We start from the raw sequence: 17,633 nt of genomic DNA, 5'->3' as shown, positions 1-17,633 counted from the left end.
CATCCTGTTTCAACGCTGATGGAAGGTGACTGATGAACTACCGCTATCTGGGCCGCAGCGCCTTGAAAGTTTCTCCCCTGTGCCTGGGCGCCATGATGTTTGGCGGTGAGACCGACGAGGCGACCTCCCGGCGCATCATCGACAAGGCCGGTGCCAGCGGTATCAACTTTATCGACAGCGCCGATGCCTATCATGCCGGCCGTTCAGAGGAAGTGGTGGGCCGTGCGATTGCCGAGCAGCGTGATCGTTGGGTGGTGGCCACCAAGTTTGGCTATCCGTCGTCCGCGACCGCCGGCCCGAACGAACAGGGCCAGTCGCGCAAGTGGATCATGCAAAGCGTCGAAGCCAGCCTCAAGCGCCTGGGCACGGATTATATCGACATCCTGTATTTTCACCGTGCCTTGACTGACGCACCGATGGAGGAGGGGATTCGTGCGGTCGGCGATCTGATTCGCCAAGGCAAGATCCGTTATTACGGTGTGTCCAATTTCCACGGTTGGCGCATTGCCGAAATGGTCCGTATCGCCGACCAACTGGGCATCGAGCGGCCGGTGGTCAGCCAGCCGCTGTACAACATCGTCAACCGCATGGCGGAAGTCGAGCAACTGCCGGTGGCGGGTAATTATGGGTTGGGTGTCGTGCCCTACAGTCCATTGGCGCGTGGCGTGTTGAGCGGCAAATATGCACCGGATGCACCACCTCCCGCGGACACCCGCGCCGGGCGTGGCGACAAGCGTATCCAGCAGACCGAATGGCGTCCTGAGTCCTTGGCAATTGCCCAGACCATTGCCCGTCATGCGGCGGAGCGTGGGACCACTTCCATTGCCTTTGCGATCGCCTGGGTGTTGAGAAACTCGCTGATCAGCGCTGCTATCGCGGGGCCGCGTACCGAGGCGCATTGGGATAGCTACATGGAGGCACTTGGGTTGGAACTGGGACCTGATGACGAGAAATTGGTTGATGGTCTTGTTGTGCCTGGGCATGCGTCGACCCATGGCTTTACTGATCCGGGGTATCCGGTGGAGGGGCGCAGGGTGCTTTGAATGACCGGGTAATACCTTGTCGATTCTTGGAGAAAGTAGCGTGATTGCCCGATATCCTGTCGGGCCCACTTCACACAAGCGAATCACGCTATGCCCAGGTTGTCTTTCGTCATCCGCGTGTTGTTCGCATGTTGTCTGCTGGTTGCCACCGCCAACCACCTGCGAGCGGACTTTCAGCACGGATTCTTCTGGGACTACGGGTATGGGGAAAGTGCGCACTGGGCCAGCCGTGTGTTCTGGGGCGCGTTGACCTTCCTTGATCCGTTGGCCGCGCTGCTGCTATTCATCAAGCCCAGGGCCGGCATTGCCCTGACCGCCGCGATTATCGTGGCTGACGTTGCCCATAACACTTACTACGTTGCGCTGAATCAGCAGTGGCTGGCGTCTTTCTATCTGTCTCAGGTGGCCTTTCTTGTCGCGGTTATGCTGCTTTCGCCTAGGGTCTGGCAGGCGACGCCAAGCCGTCTGCGCCTCGATTCGTAAGTCCTATCAAACTGAATGATTGCTGAACGACCTTCGGATGGAGGCGAATCAAGCCAAATGCCGCACATGTAGGCCATGTTGTGTCTGATATTGTCTAGCCATTACTTATGCTTAAGCGTTGGGTCAAATAAATTCAGCAAGGGATAATGCGATTTGATCAGGTACAGCTCGTTGAATGGAGCAGGGCGCTACGCCTTGTTCTGCATGGTTCTATGCATACTCAGCTTGCCCTTTCAGCTATTTCCGTCCCATTCGGATTTTGGTCTTCAAGGAAAGACAGTCAAGTTGTTCAATGGGACGCTCAACCATGTAGCCTATCATCGGGGCCCCGGTGTGGACCTCGTGACAAAGAACCTGGAAACTGGGAGCTATCAGGTGTTTTCAGTCGTCAGACTGAGCAATTTCAGCAATAGATCCGGCCTGCTCAAGGGGCAGCCCATTGAGCTGAGCCATCTTGCAGGCAACGTGTTGACATGCCGGATCAATGGCATCGAGTTCTGTGCCGCGCGTTGTTGGGATGCAGCCAGCTGCATCAAAATGCAACGCTTGGTTAGCGACAAAACCGGCCAATTTTTCTCGTGGTTCTTATTTTCGTTCGCTGCGTTCTTTGCTGTGTGGTCCTTCGCAGAGCATCTGTACCATAAGCGCTTGAGCAGAGTGCGAACGTGATTCAAAGGAGGGGGCCTTGCGCCACCCTCCAATTCGACACTACTTGTAGTGCTGCTCAAACATCGCCACCTGCTCCGGCTTGATCAGCTGGAACGGCACCCACACATCCGGTTCAACCGCTTCGCCCTTGATCATCTTGATCGCCGACTGGACCGCCACGGTCGCCTGGGCCTTGGGGTCCTGGAAGACCGAGGCTATCAGCATCCCGCGCTTGATGGCCGCGAGGCCGTCAGGCAGGCCGTCGATGCCGACAATCGCAATCTCACCCTTGGCCTTGCCGGCCTGCTGCAAGGCCATGGCGGCGCCAATGGCCATCTCGTCGTTGTTGGCCACAATGGCGTCGAAGTGGGTGCCCGCCAACAGCCAGTTGCTGGTCAGGTCCATCCCTTTGTTGCGCTGCCACTCGGCACTTTGCTGCTCGACAATCTTGATCCCGGGATAGTCCTTGAGCACCTGTTTCACACCCTCGGTTCGGTCATGGGTGGCATTCTGCGCGAGGTCGCCCATGATGATCGCCAGGCTGCCTTTGCCCCCCAGCTTCTCGGCCAGATAACGCATCTGCAGTTGCCCGGCCTCGATATCATTCGACGCCACGGTGACCACACCCTTGGGCAGGGTACGTTCGTCCGGGTGGCGGTTGACGTAGACCAACGGGGTCTTCGCCTCGACGGCAGCGCGGGTCATATTGGCGGTGGCGGAGGTGTCCACCGGCAGGACGATCACCGCATCAACCTTCTGGCCGAGAAAGCCCTCGACCTGGTTGAGCTGACGCACCACATCGCCCTGGGCATCCTCGAACTGGATCTGCACGCCCTCCTGTTTGGCGGCGGCTTCCAGGCCATTGCGCACATAGGTCATGAAGTTGTCGTCAACCCGGGCAATGCTGACGCCGATGCGATAACCGGCGCTGGCCCATTGGCTGAAGAGCAGTAACAGCGTGGCAAAAAGCAGTGTGTAGCGACGCATGATGGTTTTCCTTTTGTTGTTATGAGTTGAAATTCATCAAGATCAAACATGAAGACCTCCGGCGCACTGCAAGTTGAATCCGCCGGAAGTACCGGTCCTCAATCAAGCGTGAACGCCTGCCGAAAGCGCTCAAGTGCCGTTTCGCTGTCGCCGCTGGCCCAACCCTCGAGCCCGACCACGCCGGTATATCCCATGCCGAACAAGGCCCTGGCAATAGCCGGATAATGAATCTCGCCGGTGCCGGGCTCCTTGCGTCCGGGGGCATCGGCGACCTGGATTTCGCCGATGGCGGGGCCGGCGCGCTGGATCAGTTCGATCAGGTTCCCTTCGCCGATCTGCGCGTGGTAAAGGTCAAGGTTCATCTTCAGATGCGGGCTCCCCACAGCCTCGATCAGCGCCAGGGTGTCATCGGCGCGGGCGAACGGGGTACCGGGGTGGTCGACCTCGGTGTTGAGGTTTTCCAGCAGGAACACCCGGCCGGCGTCTTCACCCAGGCGGGCGATTTTTTCCAGGGTCTTGCAGGCGCTCAACCACATGCGGCCGGTGGTGCAGGCCACCGGTTTGACCGGCAGGCCCTTGTCGCCCAACCCCGTGCCATGCAGGTTGAGGCTCGGGCAGTTCAGTTGCGCGGCAACGGCCAGGGATTCCCGGGCGCTGTCGAGCAACTGGCGGATCTCTTCGGGGTCGGTCAGGTTGCCCGAGATATAGCCGGTCATGGAGGTGAAGTCGGCACCGGTGGCGACCAGGGCGGCGATGTCCTTTTTTGTCCAGTCCCAGATTTCGGCGCTGAAGCCCAGTGCATGAATGCGTTTGACGCGCTCGGTAAACGGCAGGTCGAGGAAAACCATTTCGGCGCTGATCGCCAGCTTGAAGGGTGAAAAGCTCATCAATGGGCTCCTTGCACACGTACGGTTTTACCTTGCTGGAAGGACTCGATACAGGCGCGGGCAATGGCCAGTGCCGCCCGGGCATCTTCGCCGCTGGCCAGGGGTTTTTCCCCGGAACGTACACAGCCGACAAAGTGATTGAGCTCGGCAATGTAGGCATCACGCAGCAGGTCGGTGTCCAGGCGCAGCGTGTCGGCCTGGATACCGCCGGCCAGATAGCGCACCAGGTCCGAGTCATTGACGTTGCCCATGGTCAGCATGCCGGCGCTGCCGAAGACTTCCCCGCGCACATCGTAGCCATACACCGCCTGGAAGTTGGCCTCGGCCGTGGCGATGGCGCCGTTGTCGAAGCGGATCGTCACCACGGCGGTGTCCAGCAGGCCCTTGTCCTTGTACTCCGGGGCGATCAGGGCATCGGCCATGGCATGCACCTCGACGGCTTCAGCGCCCGGGTTGAGGTAGCGCAGGGTGTCGAAGTCATGGATCAGGGTTTCGAGAAAGATCACCCACTGCGGTGAGGCGGCCGGGTTGTTCAGCGCCGGGTCGCGGGTCAGCGAGCGCAGCAGTTGCGGCGTGCCGATACGGCCGGCGACCACATCCAGGTGGGCGGTGCGAAAGCTTCTGGCAAAGCGCCGGTTGAAGCCGACCTGCAGCGTGACGCGGGCATCGGCGGCGGCGGCGATGGCGCGGTCGGCTTCATCCAGGGTGATGGCCATGGGTTTTTCGCAGAACACGCCTTTGCCGGCGCGGGCGGCGCTGATCACCAGTTCGGCATGGCTACGGGCCGGGGCGGCAATCAGGACGGCGTCGATCTCGGGGTCATCGAGCAGTTGCTGTGGATCGGTATAGACCCGTGCCACGCCCAGCTCCGCCGCCAGGCGGGCGGCCTGGCCGGGCACCGGGTCGGCGATAGCACTCAGGCAGGCACCGGGAATGTGCCGGGCGGCGGTCTGGGCATGAAAGCTGCCCATGCGACCGGCGCCGATAAGTCCCAGGCGGATGATCTTGGATGTGCTCATGAAAAATGACTCCGTCTTATTGTTGTTCATAGGGCTTGGCAGCAGGCAATGCCGTGGCTGGTACAAGGCATGGGAGCAAAGGCTGTGCCAATATTTAACTACTTGATATTTAACGGATTTATCTATGGGTGTTTGAAGTGATTGTTCAATCGGATGACATGTCTATACTGACATGTCAAAAATATGAACATTTAGGCGGATGTCGATGACGGTGAACCCACAACTGATGGCCTTCAGTGCGCAGGATCTCGACTATCTGACCGCCTTGGGTCCCGCATCCTTGAGCGAGGGGCCGATTGCCGCCCTGGAGCAGGCTTGGTTGGCTTGCCGGCAAGGGCATCAGGATCGACCGGAAGGGGTCAGGCAGGTGATCTGGGACTCCTGGCGGCGCAGTGTCAGTGCCGGTCTCGATCCCGAGGACGGCGAGTATCGTCTGGTGGCTCCGCAGGCTCTGACCGCAACGCTGTCGGCCAATCGCGCGTTGATCACCGCCGCCGCGGAAGTCATGCGCGGGTTGCTGGCCTACAACCCCAGGGGTCATATCAACCTGACGGACGCCGAAGGAACGACCCTGTATTTCTGCGGCCTGGACCTCACACCCGTGGGCAGCCGATTGCTGGAGTCGGTCCAGGGCACCAACTGCACGGGCTTGGCACTGGCCGAAGACCGCCTGATGTACGTGCTGGCCGAGGAAAATTTCGGCACTGGCCTGCGTCGACGGCGCATGCACTGTGCCGCCGCACCGATCCGCGATGCCCAGGGCCGGACACTGGCCATGCTGACCCTGACCGCGGAGCCGGGCTGGTTCCATTTCCATACTTTGGGTACCGTGCAGGCGGCGGCCGAAGCCGTGTCGCGGCAGATGGCCTTGCAGACCCTGCTGGATGAACAACAAGCCGTCCTTGAGGTGCTCAACGAAGGGCTGGTGGTGCTTGATGAGCGCGGCTGCATCAAGGCGCTCAACCGTTATGCCCGGCAACTGTTTCGCGTCGGCCGGGACCTGCTGGGCAGTCCGTTCGAGCGCCTGGGGCAGAGCGAGCTGACCGCCGAAATGTTATTGCGCAGCGGCGAGGGACTGCGGGATCTGGACTGCACCTTCGAGCTGCCTGACCGCAGCCACCTGGCGTGCCTGGTGTCGGTGTGCTCACTGGAGCAGGGCGGACGGATTGTTTCGCTGCGGGAGAACCGCCGTATCCGAGAAATTACCCGACGCATTATCGGCACCCAGGCCAGTTACACCTTCGAAACCATCCAGGGCAGTTCGCGGGCCATCCAGGACGCCTTGCACCTGGGCCGGATCGCCAGTCGCAGTGATTCCACCACCTTGATCCTGGGGGAGAGCGGCACCGGCAAGGAACTGTTCGCCCAGGCGATCCATAACGCCAGCGAGCGTTGCAGCGGTCCGTTTGTCGCGGTCAATTGCGGCGCCATTCCCCGCGACCTGGTGCAGAGCGAACTCTTTGGTCATGTCGAGGGCGCCTTTACCGGCTCGGCCCGTGGCGGTTCGGCCGGGAAGTTCGAACTGGCCGATGGGGGTACCATCTTCCTCGACGAAATCGGCGATATGTCCTTCGAAGCCCAGGTCAGCTTGCTGCGGGTTTTGCAGGAGGGCGAGGTGACGCGGGTAGGGGCGAAAAAATCCCAGCGGGTCGATGTGCGCATTATCGCCGCCACCCACCGCAACCTGAGCCAGGCCGTGGCCGATGGGGCTTTTCGCGAAGACCTTTACTACCGCCTCAATGTCCTCAACCTGACGGTCCCGCCGCTGCGGATGCGCCGCGAGGATATTCCCTTGCTGGCGCGATATTTTCTCGGTCGCTGTGCCCAGTCGCTACGCAAGTCGGTGTTGGACCTGTCCCCCGAGGCCCTGGAGATACTGTTGGCCTACCACTGGCCGGGAAATGTCCGCGAGCTGGAGAACACCATCGAGCGCGCGACCAACCTGGCGATGACCGAGTTGATCCAGCCGGGCGACCTGCCGCTTGAAATCAAGCAGCGGCTCCAGCCGCCGGTACCGGGCCGTGTTCCTGAGCCCCGGGCGGCGTTGGACCTGGGCACCCATGAGATGAACGCGATCATCGCGGCCCTCAAGGACACCCGAGGCAATGTCCGCGTCGCCGCCAGGCAACTGAACGTCTCCCGTGGCGGGCTGTACAACAAGATGCAGCGCTTCGGACTGAACGCCGACGCGTTTCGTGATGCGGCAAGCGGTTGAGCTGCTGGCTCGATCCGCTTGCCTTGGAAGTGACGCCGTAATGCCCTTGGCCACGTCGGGCATCGAGGGTGCGGTTCCAGTCGTCCGTCTTGCCGACGCCGGCGACCCATTTATCCTTTCAACCGGGTCCTCCCCCAGAGCAACCCCAACACCGCCGCCAGGGACGACGCAGCGAGCACGCTCAGTTTGGCCGCCGAGAGTAGTCTCGGGTCGGTAAACGCCAGCGACGAAATGAAAATCGACATGGTAAATCCGATACCCGCCAGCAGGCCGACCAGGGCGACACCACTCCAGGTCACGCCTTCAGGCAGCCTGCAGATGTTCAGCTTGACCAGAACCACGCTGGCCAGCATGACCCCCAGGGGCTTGCCCAGTACCAGCGCCAGTATCACGCCCATGAACACATGCAGGGACAGCCCATCGTCCAGATTGACCCCCTGCAGGCTGACGCCCGCGTTGGCCAGCGCGAAGAGCGGCATGACGCCGAACGCTACCCACGGATGCAACCCGGCCTGAACGCGCTGGACCGGCGGCAACATTTCCCGCTGGGCCTGCCGGAGTTGCTTCAGGGGTTTGGCTACGGTCTGTGGGCTATCGCCCGAAGCGGAAAATCGATCCATCAGCTCCTGGAACGTCCGCCCGATAGTCTCCAGCGGCTGTTCCTTGGCGGGCCGGGAGCTGACCGGGGTCATCAGGCCGAGCATCACGCCTGCCAGGGTCGGGTGCACGCCGGTCTTCAACAGCCCGAACCAGACAATAGCCCCCGGCAGCAGGTACGCATAGGCCTTGCCGATGCCCATCCGCTGAAACACCAGCACCAGCAACAGGCCGCCGGCCGCGATCACCAGTCCCAGGTAATCCAGGCTGGCGGCATAGAAGAGGGCAATGATCAGGATGGCGACGATGTCATCGATAATTGCCAGGGCCAGCAACAGGACGCGCACGCCGCTTGGAATCGATTTGCCCAACAGGGCAAGGACACCCACGGCAAAGGCAATGTCCGTGGCGGTGGGTACGGCCCAGCCATTGGCTGCCGGGGTACCGTGGTTGAGCAGGGTGTAGATGATCGCCGGCATCAGCACGCCGCCCAAGGCGGCACCCAGGGGCAGGGTGGCCAGCTTCAGGTTGGCCAGTGCCCCGTCCTTGATCTCCTGGCGGATTTCAGCCCCTACCACCAGGAAGAAGATGGTCATCAGTCCATCGTTGACCAGAAAGTGCAGTGAGCGCGAGACCGTGAAGTCGCCCAGGCCCACGGTGAGCGGGGTGTTCCAGAAATGTTCGTAGGAGTCGGCGACGGGGCTGTTGGCCCAGATAAGGGCCGCAATCGCGGCCAGCAGAAGCACGATGCCGCTGACGGCTTCGATATGCGAGAAGCGCTCCAGGGCCGACAAGGCGCGTTCGGTCAGAGCCTGCGGGCGAGGGATGGAAGGCGAGGCTGGGTGTCTTTCAGGCACAGCAATTCTCCGTTGGCGGCCCGACCAACGTTTATGCTTTAACCTGCGCTGTGCCGTATGCAGCAGCGCACCCAGCGCGATGATAAGAACCTGATGGGCGAGATGCAAATCCCCTGTGCCACGCGACTCGATGGAGGCCTGCTGGCTCGTCGCGACCCAGCCCTGGGTTATGGGGTTTCTTTTTTAGAGGCGCTGCCATCGTCCGAAGACTGAAGAAACCCCCGGGCCATCTGCTGGTACAGCTCGGGGCTCATCCGTGAACTGACCGCCTTGGCAATCAGCGCAACGGCCATGAGGCTGATCACCATCCCATGGCTGTCGATCATCTCCATCACAATGATCGCGGAAGTGATGGGGGACTGTGTCACGGCGGCTAGGAAACCCACCATGCACAGGGCAATCATCGGCTGCGCGGCCAGGCCGAAAAAGTCTGCGGCATTGGCCCCCACGGCGGCGCCGACGGCCAGGGACGGGGCAAAAATGCCGCCGGGAATACCGGAAAAATAAGTCACGAGGGTGGCGAGGAAACGCGTGACAGGCGCGTGCCAAGGCAGGCCGGTATCGGACGCAATGATATGGGTGGTGATGCTGTAACCGCTGCCAAATGACATACCGCCGCTGAACCAACCGAGGATCGCCACCAGCAGCCCGCAGACGCCTGCGAACCAGACCGGGTGCGTGCGGCGCCACTCCCAGATGATGAAATGACGATGGCGCTGGGGCCACAGCAGCATGCGGCTGAACAAACCACCCAGCAGCCCGCAGCCGACACCCGTTGCCAGCGCCGCCAGGGCGATGTCGAGTGTGATCTCCTGAACGTTGAAGTGACCGAAATAGTTGTAGTTGCCCTGCAAGGCGATGGCGACCATGCCCGACAGGATGATGGTGCTGAGCAGCACGCCACTGGTTCTGGTTTCCAGCTTGCGTCCCAGCTCCTCCACGGCAAACGCGACGCCGGCGAGGGGCGTATTGAACGCGGCGGCGATGCCCGCCGCGCCGCCGGCGAGGATCAGGTCTTCGCTACGGATAATGCGTGCATTGGGCAGGTAGCGATGAAAGAAATGCATGATCGAAGCGGCGACCTGGACCGAGGGGCCTTCGCGTCCCGCGGAAAAGCCGCCGGTCAGCGCCAATGTGCCAAGGCCTATCTTGGCGAAGGCGATACGCAACGACACCAAGTGGTTGACCGGCGCGCCCTTGTGGGCCAGGCGGGTGGCGGCGATCACCTGGGGAATGCCACTGCCCTGGGCTCCAACAAAAAAGCGCGTGGTCATCCACACCACCAGCATGCCAACCAGTGGCGTGTAGAGAAAGGGCAGCCAGGGGCGTTCAGCGGTGTGCAGGGCAAATTGTGTCAGCGCAAGGTCCGCCAGCCGGGCGAACAGCACCACCAGTAATCCGGCGAGGGTCGCGGCAGCCCAGAGGGTCACGCGAGTGCGCCAGCGCAGGGAGGCAAAACGACGACGTAGCAGCAATAACGGTTTGATCACCCGGCAGGATTCCAGTTGAGGTTCAGGACGGCGCAAGGAGCAAGATTAGCCCGATAAGCGATCCCCTCCAACGGGTTTCGCGTGTATCGAAATGCTCCTGCGCCGAGCCTTGCCTGACCTGCGGCGTCACCTGTTACAGCGAAAAGCGCGCCAGCATCCCATCCAGCTCCACTGCCAGACGCCCCAGCTCCTGGCTGGCATTGCTGGTTTGCGCCGCACCGCTGGCGGTCTGCATGGACAGATCGCGGATGCGTACCAGGTTATGGTCCACTTCACGGGCTACCTGGGCCTGCTGCTCGGCGGCGGTGGCGATCACCAGGTTGCGCTCGTCAATGCCGGCCACCGACCTGGAGATGCTCCCCAGCACATCCTTGGCCACCTGCGCCCGCTGGCGTGTGCGACCGGCCTGGGCGGCGCTTTCGGCCAGGGCCACGACCGTGTCGCCGGTGCCCTGATGAATACCGTCCATCATCTTTTCGATTTCCCGGGTTGACGCATCGGTGCGCTGCGCCAGGCCGCGCACCTCATCGGCCACCACGGCAAACCCGCGCCCCGCGTCACCGGCCCGCGCCGCCTCGATGGCCGCATTGAGCGCCAGCAGGTTGGTCTGGGCGGCCACGCTGCGGATCACCTCCAGCACCTTGCTGATGCCCTGGGTCTCCACCGCCAGGGCCTGGGCACGAAGGCTGGCCTGTTCGACCTGATCGGCGAGGACGCTGATATCGGCCATGGTCTCGTCCAGTTGTTGCTGGCCTTCGCGCACGGCGGTGCTGGAGCTGCGGGACTCGCTGGAGGTCTCCACCGCATTGCGCGCCACTTCCTCCACCACCTGGCTCATCTGGGTGACGGCGGTGGCGGCGTGTTCAATCTCGCCGTATTGCTGGTGCAGGTCCTGGGCGCTGTCATGCATGATCGCGCCCATCTCCTGGGTGGCCGCGTTCAAGCGGCCGACGGCGCCACCGATCTGATTGATCACCGCGTGCAGTTGATCGCGCATATGCCCGAGCATCTGCAGCAGTTGCGCCACTTCGTCCTGGCCATGGGCGACCACCAATTGACTGAGATCGCCGGCGGCCACGGTCTTGGCCACCTGCAAGGCCTGGCGCAGCGGCCGGGTGATGCTCACGCTCAGGCGCCAGGCCTGCAACAGCATCAGCACCAGCGCCACGCCGATGACAATCGGTAGCAACAGCTGGACCTTCTTGAAGGTGCTGGCGGTGTTTTCCAGGGCCTGCGCGGTGGTCTGCTTGTTCAGCTCACGGAGCAGTTGCACCTGCATGTCCATCATCGAACCCTGGTTGGCCAGGTCGTTGTTGGACAGGTTGGTGGCCTCGCTCATTTTCTTCTGCTCGACCAGGTCGATGGCCTGCTTGAACAGGGTGACAAATTGCTGCGAAGCGTCCTGCAGCAACTTGATCGAGTCCCGTTCGGTGCCTTCCGGAACCTTGGCCAGGTACTCGGTAAACCCCTGGCTCACCTCGGCACTGAGCTGTTGCAGGTTGATCTTGCGGTTGGTCAGTTCGGCCGGGTCGTTGGCATACACCAGCAACAGCGCGGCTTCGGTGCGCATCTTGGCCAGGTCGATGGCGATGGCGTCGGCCTGGGCGATACTCGACAGCGGTCCTTGCTCGATCAACTCGCCGTCATGGCGAATGTGCTGCATGGCCGTCAGGCACAACCCGCCCAGGGCGACCAGCAACAGGGCACAGAGCCCGAAGCTGGCCAGCAGGCGCTTGCCGATACTCAGGCGGCGCAGCAGGGCAGGTCGTTGGGAGGGCTTGCGGAGAAAGGCGAAACGAAGGTTCACGGCGTCGGGCTCTTAATGAGGAACTACGCCAGCGGTTGTAACAATATTGCATGATGGCTTTATGACGCTTTTGTGGATGACGGGAATTTCATGTTCGAACGGTGATGGCATTGCCCCTTGCAGACGGAGAACGATCAGACGAGCTACGCTCTAGGGAATTTCCTACCCTATGTCCTGTTATCCCTACCCAAAAATAGGGATGCACCGATGGTGGAGGGGCACGCATGCAGCGATGATTTTTTAACGCCAGTCAGTGCTCACGGCCTCTATTGCGCGATCCGCCTGATTGCGTTTACGCATTTCGGAAGCACTGCGCAGGTGACGGACCAACGATATCCAACCACTCCCGACCAGTGTTGGCGGGGATTGGCAATTGAATGCTCAAGGGGGTGGTGATGGCAGGTCTGATGGATTCCGTGAACAGTCGAACCCAGCTGGTGGGGCAGAATCGCCTCGAATTGCTGTTGTTCCGCTTCGATGAACACCAACTCTATGGCATCAACGTGTTCAAGGTGCGAGAGGTCATGCCCTGTCCGGCGTTGCATATCATGCCCAAGTCCCACCCCGTGGTCTGCGGTGTGGCCAATATTCGCGGCACCTCCATTCCGATCCTGGACCTGGCGCGGGCTACCGGTTTGCCTGGGGTCCAGGACATGGCCTCGGCGTTTGTGATCATTACCGAGTACAACACCAAGACCCAGGGTTTTCTGGTCTCGGCGGTCGAGCATATTGTGAACCTGAACTGGGAGGACATTCATCCGCCACCCAAGGGCAGTGGCTCCGATCATTACCTGACCGCCGTGACCCGGGTCGATAACCGGCTGGTGGAAATCATTGATGTCGAGAAGGTGTTGTCCGAGGTGGCGCCCACCAGCGAAGTCATCTCCCTGGGGGTGATCGATGCCCAGACCAATGCCAAGGCCCCCGAATTCCTGGTACTGACGGTGGACGACTCGGTCGTGGCCCGCAAGCAGGTCAGTCGCTGCCTGGAGTCGGTGGGTGTGAAGGTGATAGCGCTCAACGATGGTCGCCAGGCCCTGGACTACCTGCATGGCATGCTCGACGAGGGAAAGTCGCCGGCGGACGATCTGCTGATGATGATCTCCGATATAGAAATGCCGGAGATGGACGGTTATACCCTGACGGCGGAGGTGAGAAATGATCCTCGGCTGCAGAAGCTGCATATTGTTTTGCACACGTCCTTATCCGGCATTTTCAACCAGGCGATGATCAAGAAAGTCGGGGCGGACGACTTTTTGGCCAAGTTTCGCCCCGATGACCTGGCCAGTCGCGTGGTTGAGCGTATACAGGCGGTCGGGAAGGGCTGATCGTCTGTCGTTGCTCAATGCAGGAGGAGGCCGTGGGCCTTGTGCGGGTGAGGCACCACTTATACTTGGCCGCTAAAGCCAGGTATTCACCACCCGCCGATCCAGCTCCTCCCACTCCGCCATGCCCAGCACCCGGGTGGTGTTCAAACCGCGCAAATAACCGCGCAACTGATTGGCTGTGGCCTGGAGAAGCTCGGGGTCGGCCGGGCTTTCGGCCAGCAGTACGGATTCGTACTGGACCAGGTAATCGGCCACCCGCTCACGGAAATCGGGCAAAACGGCGTCGCGGATCAGGTCGAATGTTCTCAAGGAGACCTCCTTATGAGTCTTTTATTGTGGTGATGGGGTGTGTCGCTGCCTGCACGGCGGACAACTATTGCTAGACGTAATACTCACCATCACGAAACGCAAGTTCTACTTTGTCGACAATAACCGGAAAATCGCCGCCATCGAACACATTGCTTATTTTCAGGAAGAGATTGATGCGCCCTTCATTTGTGCTTGCCATGGCCTTGGGCTCTTTGTTGCTGGCCGGTTGTGCCTCCGCGCCGAACGACCCGACCCTGACCTTGCAGACCAGCAAGACCCCAGCCCAATACGCCGACTGCGTCGTACCGAAATTGCAGCACAGCGCGTTGAACCCGACCGTCTCGCAGACCCAGCGCAGCTACCGGATCGTAGTGACGAGCAAGGTCTCGGCGGACAACGTGCTGGAAGCCCACAAGGCTGGGACGGGTGGCAAGGTGTTCGTCTACGAGCGGCATTTGCTGGCGTCGAACTTTCTGCCTTCGAGTTTTGAACGTGCGGCTCAGGATTGCATCTGACGTCGGCGAGTAAACGCTTTTTATCGCGCTCCTTTGGTTGGCCGCAACCGACCCATTTTTTTGCCCCGCACCGGATTCGGTTGTGGGGCTTTTTTTGTTATGGGATGAGCAATGTATGGCCTGCTGGTGGTACTCGGTGGACGAAACGCCGGAGGAGGGCGGCAACCTGAAGGCTACCGCCGGCTGCCCAGCCTAAGCCTTTTGGCGAGACAGTATTCTCTGGTTCAGATCATCGACCACCGCTTTGCCCATTTCACAAAGGTAGTGGGACGCCCAAGCATAACGTTCCCCATCCTTCTCCATGGCAGCGTCCAAGGCCAAGTGCTTTGCGCAGTAAAACAGATTGGAGGCGTATTCCATGGCGTCCTTTATCGGAATATCGGGGTTGACTCGGAACAACTCCTGATCCCCCGCGCCGCAGGAGGCAAAGGTAATGACGCCGAGGGTCTTGATCGGGGGATAGTCGTTCATTGGACACCTCCAGCAATTACGAAGGTGTCCGAGGTGTGAAGGTCGAGCGAAGCGAGTACGTGCATGGTAAAGCTCCTACGTCTAAGTGAGAGCCACCGCATTCGTCCCAGGCGATATACGCAGGTTGGAAGCTGGAGGCATAGATCTGGCAGGACCTGAGTCCTCCCACGCACTGATGCCATCAGCAAAGTTGCAGACGAAAAATGCCTGTAATCGTGACCGGTAGCGCCTGTGCGCTATGTCTTCGGGTTTCCAAGCCCGGTCGCCGAATAGGCGGCGACTACCGAAGACTAGTGTTCGGTCTCTACCGCGACAAGGTCAGGATTATTACCGATTGTGGCGAGGAGGCATTTTGGAGGACTGCGACCTCGGCGGGGGGGGCAGGTGGGCGACTATACGAAAGATGGTCATGACGGACTCAAGGCGGTGCATAGGCGTTCAACATAGGTCGGATTGCTGCACTATCCAGACCAGCACAATCAGTAGAATTGCCTTGAATACGGCAGTGGCTAATTAGTAGCATGCGGCCCCTGCTATGGACCCCCGTTCACACCCGAAACCCATTGGCCAATACAGGCCGCACCTCTTCAGAGTTTCCCGTTATGGCTCGCAGGACGCGTACCTTACTGATTATCCTTTTGCTGTTGTCAGCTGCTGCTCTCTGGCTCAATGTCGATTGGTCGAGGCTTGGAAGGTTCTACCATGGTCTCCGTCTGGCACAGGCATCGATGCTCACAGACGAGCAAAACAAGCAGATTCTCCAAGGCTTGAAAAAGGACTTCGGCGAACAGGCGAGTTTCTCTTACGCCGTCAGTAGCGACCACAACGGCACCGTCACCAAGACGGTCCGGGCTATACTGACGTGCAGCTCCATCAATCCTCCGCGCTACCTTGATGCGGTCGTTCACCGGGTGCATGACGCCGGGCTGGGTTGGCCCGACAAGGTCGAATTTGTCTATACCTGCGGCTTTGTCAGGCCACCGTCTTTCGAATTAACGCCTCGGGAAATGTCACAGGCCATGGAGGAGCGGGCTAAAGAGGACTTCACGTGCAGGGATGTTCGTGCCGGGACGTACTCGATACCGGGCACTCAGACACAGCAATCCATGTTTGTGCAGGACGGCGCTGTTGATATGAAGTTTTCCAAGGACGAAGACGGAAGGGTTGTAAAAGCACAATGGACGACAGGGGAGCAATTCATGCAACCCAAGGAGCAGCTCCGGCTGATGCGTTGCATGACCTATGCGTTGCTGCGAACCCTCGCGCCAGAATTGTCGACGCAAGAGGTTCAGACAGAGGCCGACGCCATCTGGCCGGCCAACGGCGATTCGGCCTCGGTGAAGATAGGTCGTTATACGGTCGAATCCAAGTCCAAGCCGTTGGAGATGATCGCCTATCCTGTGCGTTGAGCTTGGTTGGCGTCTATCACGAGCAAGCTTGCTCAAAAGGTATCAGGGAGCGGTTGATGGACGGGAACAACAAGTTTTTCTGGTATGCGCTGTTAGCTGGAACGGTTGCGCTCAGCGGTTGTACTTCACTACTTCAGGGTCAGCAGTATCTCTTCCCCCGGCCGGACGAACCTTCAGCGACGGTTCGTCTTGCATACGAACATGGCACCACCCTGGACGCCATGACCTTCAACGAATCAGGTTGTTACGCGGGCTTCACGCCATTGCCAAACACTGACGGTCTTATCGAAGCGCCGGTAGCCGTGGGCAAAGAGCTGGTATTGACGTACCGACGAGTACTCGCGGATAGCGTGTGTCAAATCCCTTTTTCCTTCACGCCTCAGGAAGGGGCTACTTACATCCTGAAGTCGGGCTTCTGGAGTGAGTCCAGAACGGGCATCCTGCCCATCTTTACCAGAGACCAACATTACTGCGGGCTTGGCGTTATTAAAAAAATCGGGACTCAGGAGAGCGTCGAACCCGTTCAACAGCTGCACATCAAGACGGGTTTTGCGTGTCTTAGGTTCGTCAGACAGGAGCAATAAGCTGGTTGTTTCGGTGGGTCAGTTTTGCATCGGTACTGACAGTTTCCAGGCGAAGGGTGGCAGCTGTACGCAGGCTGGAAACCGGGAAATCAGGACCCCGGCAGACCCGAAGGTCTCCCGCGCACAGCCGCCATGACACAGATAAGCGGGCACAAAAAAACGCCTGCAATCGTAATCCATGGAGGCGTCGAGCGCCTGATTTCTTGCCGGGTTTCCAGGCCCGGTCGCTGAATGAGCAGCGACATTCAAAGGCTAGTGCCCAGCCTTCACAGCGACAAGCCCGGGAGTATTACCGATTGTGGCGAAGGGATTTCATTGACGCAGAGCATCCAAACCCAGCAAACACTGAGGGTAGGGCGCCCAAACCCTTGCAGTGCGCATAGCGGGATAGTACTGTGGTACTGCAAATATAAATGCAAATCCTTCTTACTAATCGGCGCCGCACGATTTTATGGACCACCCCGTCTTGCAATCACCCCCCAAGCCCTACACGACCACCCGTATCTACCTGCATTGGATCTCCGCGCTGGTCATCCTCTGGGCTACGTTGAGCGGCTTTGGTGTGACCTTGCTTCCCGTGCATCACCCCGTTCGCCAGTGGGTGGAAAGCATCAATCCCCAAATAACCACGGTGTTTATTCCGCTCTTTGCCTGGCGCCTGTGGTTATACCTGAGCGTCTCGTCCGAACAGCCGACAGGCCCCCGAGACCTGCAGAAAAGCATCGCCAAGCTGACCCACACCCTGATCTATTTCTGCGTAAGTGGCGTACTGCTGACCGGTGTGGTGATGATGAACCATCCCTTGCTGTTGCTTGGGATCATGCCATTGCCGCAGTTGCTTCACTCGGTGCCAGCCTTGGCAGAGGTTCAGCAACTGCATCATCTGCTCTGCACGATGCTGGTCGCGCTGCTGGCATTGCACCTGGCCGCAGTGGTGCGGCATCAGTTCCGAGGCAACCCGGTGCTGCGCCGGATGCTATGAAG

At 60.2% G+C, this 17,633-nt stretch carries 17 protein-coding genes; 8 read left to right on the top strand and 9 right to left on the bottom strand.

The features are described from left to right. Positions 1 to 32 precede the first annotated feature (32 nt). A complete protein-coding gene (locus tag HX830_RS05005) occupies positions 33 to 1,043 on the top strand; it encodes an aldo/keto reductase (RefSeq protein WP_177099158.1) in 1,011 nt (336 codons plus the stop codon). Positions 1,044 to 1,133: 90 nt separating this feature from the next. After that, positions 1,134 to 1,526 (top strand): hypothetical protein, encoded by a 393-nt coding sequence (locus tag HX830_RS05000; RefSeq protein WP_177099157.1) that lies wholly within the window; start codon positions 1,134 to 1,136, stop codon positions 1,524 to 1,526. A gap of 381 nt (positions 1,527 to 1,907) precedes the next feature. Here the strand turns inward: HX830_RS05000 and HX830_RS04995 are convergent, their stop codons facing one another. From HX830_RS04995 to HX830_RS04980, 4 genes are all read right to left on the bottom strand, one after another. Then, positions 1,908 to 2,096 carry a hypothetical protein gene (locus HX830_RS04995; protein WP_177099156.1) on the bottom strand — a complete coding sequence of 63 codons (189 nt, stop codon included), beginning with the start codon at positions 2,094 to 2,096 and terminating at the stop codon, positions 1,908 to 1,910. A 138-nt stretch (positions 2,097 to 2,234) separates the two neighbouring features. Continuing rightward, a complete protein-coding gene (locus HX830_RS04990; protein WP_177099155.1) occupies positions 2,235 to 3,161 on the bottom strand; it encodes a sugar ABC transporter substrate-binding protein in 927 nt (308 codons plus the stop codon). A 98-nt stretch (positions 3,162 to 3,259) separates the two neighbouring features. Beyond that, complete coding sequence (locus tag HX830_RS04985; protein ID WP_103496196.1) at positions 3,260 to 4,048, bottom strand: TIM barrel protein; 789 nt, start codon at positions 4,046 to 4,048, stop codon at positions 3,260 to 3,262. After that, positions 4,048 to 5,067 carry a Gfo/Idh/MocA family oxidoreductase gene (locus HX830_RS04980; RefSeq protein ID WP_177099154.1) on the bottom strand — a complete coding sequence of 340 codons (1,020 nt, stop codon included), beginning with the start codon at positions 5,065 to 5,067 and terminating at the stop codon, positions 4,048 to 4,050. Before HX830_RS04980 ends, HX830_RS04985 begins: the two co-directional genes overlap by 1 nt. Positions 5,068 to 5,266: 199 nt before the next feature. Here HX830_RS04980 and HX830_RS04975 point away from each other — a divergent pair, with 199 nt between their 5' ends. Beyond that, the gene (locus HX830_RS04975) at positions 5,267 to 7,282 is read left to right on the top strand and encodes a sigma-54 interaction domain-containing protein (RefSeq protein ID WP_177099153.1); all 2,016 of its coding nucleotides are present in this window, start codon (positions 5,267 to 5,269) and stop codon (positions 7,280 to 7,282) included. A gap of 110 nt (positions 7,283 to 7,392) precedes the next feature. On the opposite strand, the gene nhaA is transcribed toward HX830_RS04975, so the two are convergent. The 3 genes from nhaA to HX830_RS04960 form a co-directional block, all read right to left on the bottom strand. Continuing rightward, positions 7,393 to 8,736 carry a Na+/H+ antiporter NhaA gene (gene nhaA / locus HX830_RS04970; protein ID WP_177099152.1) on the bottom strand — a complete coding sequence of 448 codons (1,344 nt, stop codon included), beginning with the start codon at positions 8,734 to 8,736 and terminating at the stop codon, positions 7,393 to 7,395. A gap of 167 nt (positions 8,737 to 8,903) precedes the next feature. After that, on the bottom strand, positions 8,904 to 10,226 hold the full coding sequence (locus HX830_RS04965; protein WP_177099151.1) for a chloride channel protein: 1,323 nt from the start codon (positions 10,224 to 10,226) through the stop codon (positions 8,904 to 8,906). 133 nt (positions 10,227 to 10,359) lie between these two features. Beyond that, a complete protein-coding gene (locus HX830_RS04960) occupies positions 10,360 to 12,033 on the bottom strand; it encodes a methyl-accepting chemotaxis protein (RefSeq protein WP_177099150.1) in 1,674 nt (557 codons plus the stop codon). 395 nt (positions 12,034 to 12,428) lie between these two features. Between HX830_RS04960 and HX830_RS04955 the strand changes: the two genes are divergently transcribed. After that, positions 12,429 to 13,361 (top strand): chemotaxis protein CheV, encoded by a 933-nt coding sequence (locus HX830_RS04955; RefSeq protein ID WP_152739630.1) that lies wholly within the window; start codon positions 12,429 to 12,431, stop codon positions 13,359 to 13,361. Between the two features lie 72 nt (positions 13,362 to 13,433). On the opposite strand, the gene HX830_RS04950 is transcribed toward HX830_RS04955, so the two are convergent. Further along, positions 13,434 to 13,670 carry a hypothetical protein gene (locus HX830_RS04950; protein ID WP_103496201.1) on the bottom strand — a complete coding sequence of 79 codons (237 nt, stop codon included), beginning with the start codon at positions 13,668 to 13,670 and terminating at the stop codon, positions 13,434 to 13,436. A gap of 173 nt (positions 13,671 to 13,843) precedes the next feature. Here HX830_RS04950 and HX830_RS04945 point away from each other — a divergent pair, with 173 nt between their 5' ends. Further along, positions 13,844 to 14,185, top strand: a complete 342-nt coding sequence (locus HX830_RS04945) for a hypothetical protein (RefSeq protein WP_152739631.1) — start codon at positions 13,844 to 13,846, stop codon at positions 14,183 to 14,185. Positions 14,186 to 14,377: 192 nt separating this feature from the next. Here the strand turns inward: HX830_RS04945 and HX830_RS04940 are convergent, their stop codons facing one another. Further along, on the bottom strand, positions 14,378 to 14,656 hold the full coding sequence (locus HX830_RS04940) for a DUF3077 domain-containing protein (RefSeq protein WP_177099149.1): 279 nt from the start codon (positions 14,654 to 14,656) through the stop codon (positions 14,378 to 14,380). A 728-nt stretch (positions 14,657 to 15,384) separates the two neighbouring features. Between HX830_RS04940 and HX830_RS04935 the strand changes: the two genes are divergently transcribed. The 3 genes from HX830_RS04935 (at position 15,385) to HX830_RS04925 (ending at position 17,631) form a co-directional block, all read left to right on the top strand. Continuing rightward, positions 15,385 to 16,065 (top strand): hypothetical protein, encoded by a 681-nt coding sequence (locus tag HX830_RS04935; RefSeq protein WP_177099148.1) that lies wholly within the window; start codon positions 15,385 to 15,387, stop codon positions 16,063 to 16,065. Between the two features lie 56 nt (positions 16,066 to 16,121). Further along, the gene (locus tag HX830_RS04930; RefSeq protein WP_152739635.1) at positions 16,122 to 16,649 is read left to right on the top strand and encodes a hypothetical protein; all 528 of its coding nucleotides are present in this window, start codon (positions 16,122 to 16,124) and stop codon (positions 16,647 to 16,649) included. A gap of 466 nt (positions 16,650 to 17,115) precedes the next feature. Then, positions 17,116 to 17,631, top strand: coding sequence for a cytochrome b (locus HX830_RS04925; RefSeq protein ID WP_256350395.1), 516 nt, complete (start codon positions 17,116 to 17,118; stop codon positions 17,629 to 17,631). Positions 17,632 to 17,633 lie beyond the last annotated feature (2 nt).

The organism is Pseudomonas gingeri (genome assembly GCF_013385425.1).
Classification (GTDB): Bacteria; Pseudomonadota; Gammaproteobacteria; order Pseudomonadales; family Pseudomonadaceae; genus Aquipseudomonas; species Aquipseudomonas gingeri_D.
This window is presented reverse-complemented; position numbering and strand designations above follow the sequence as displayed.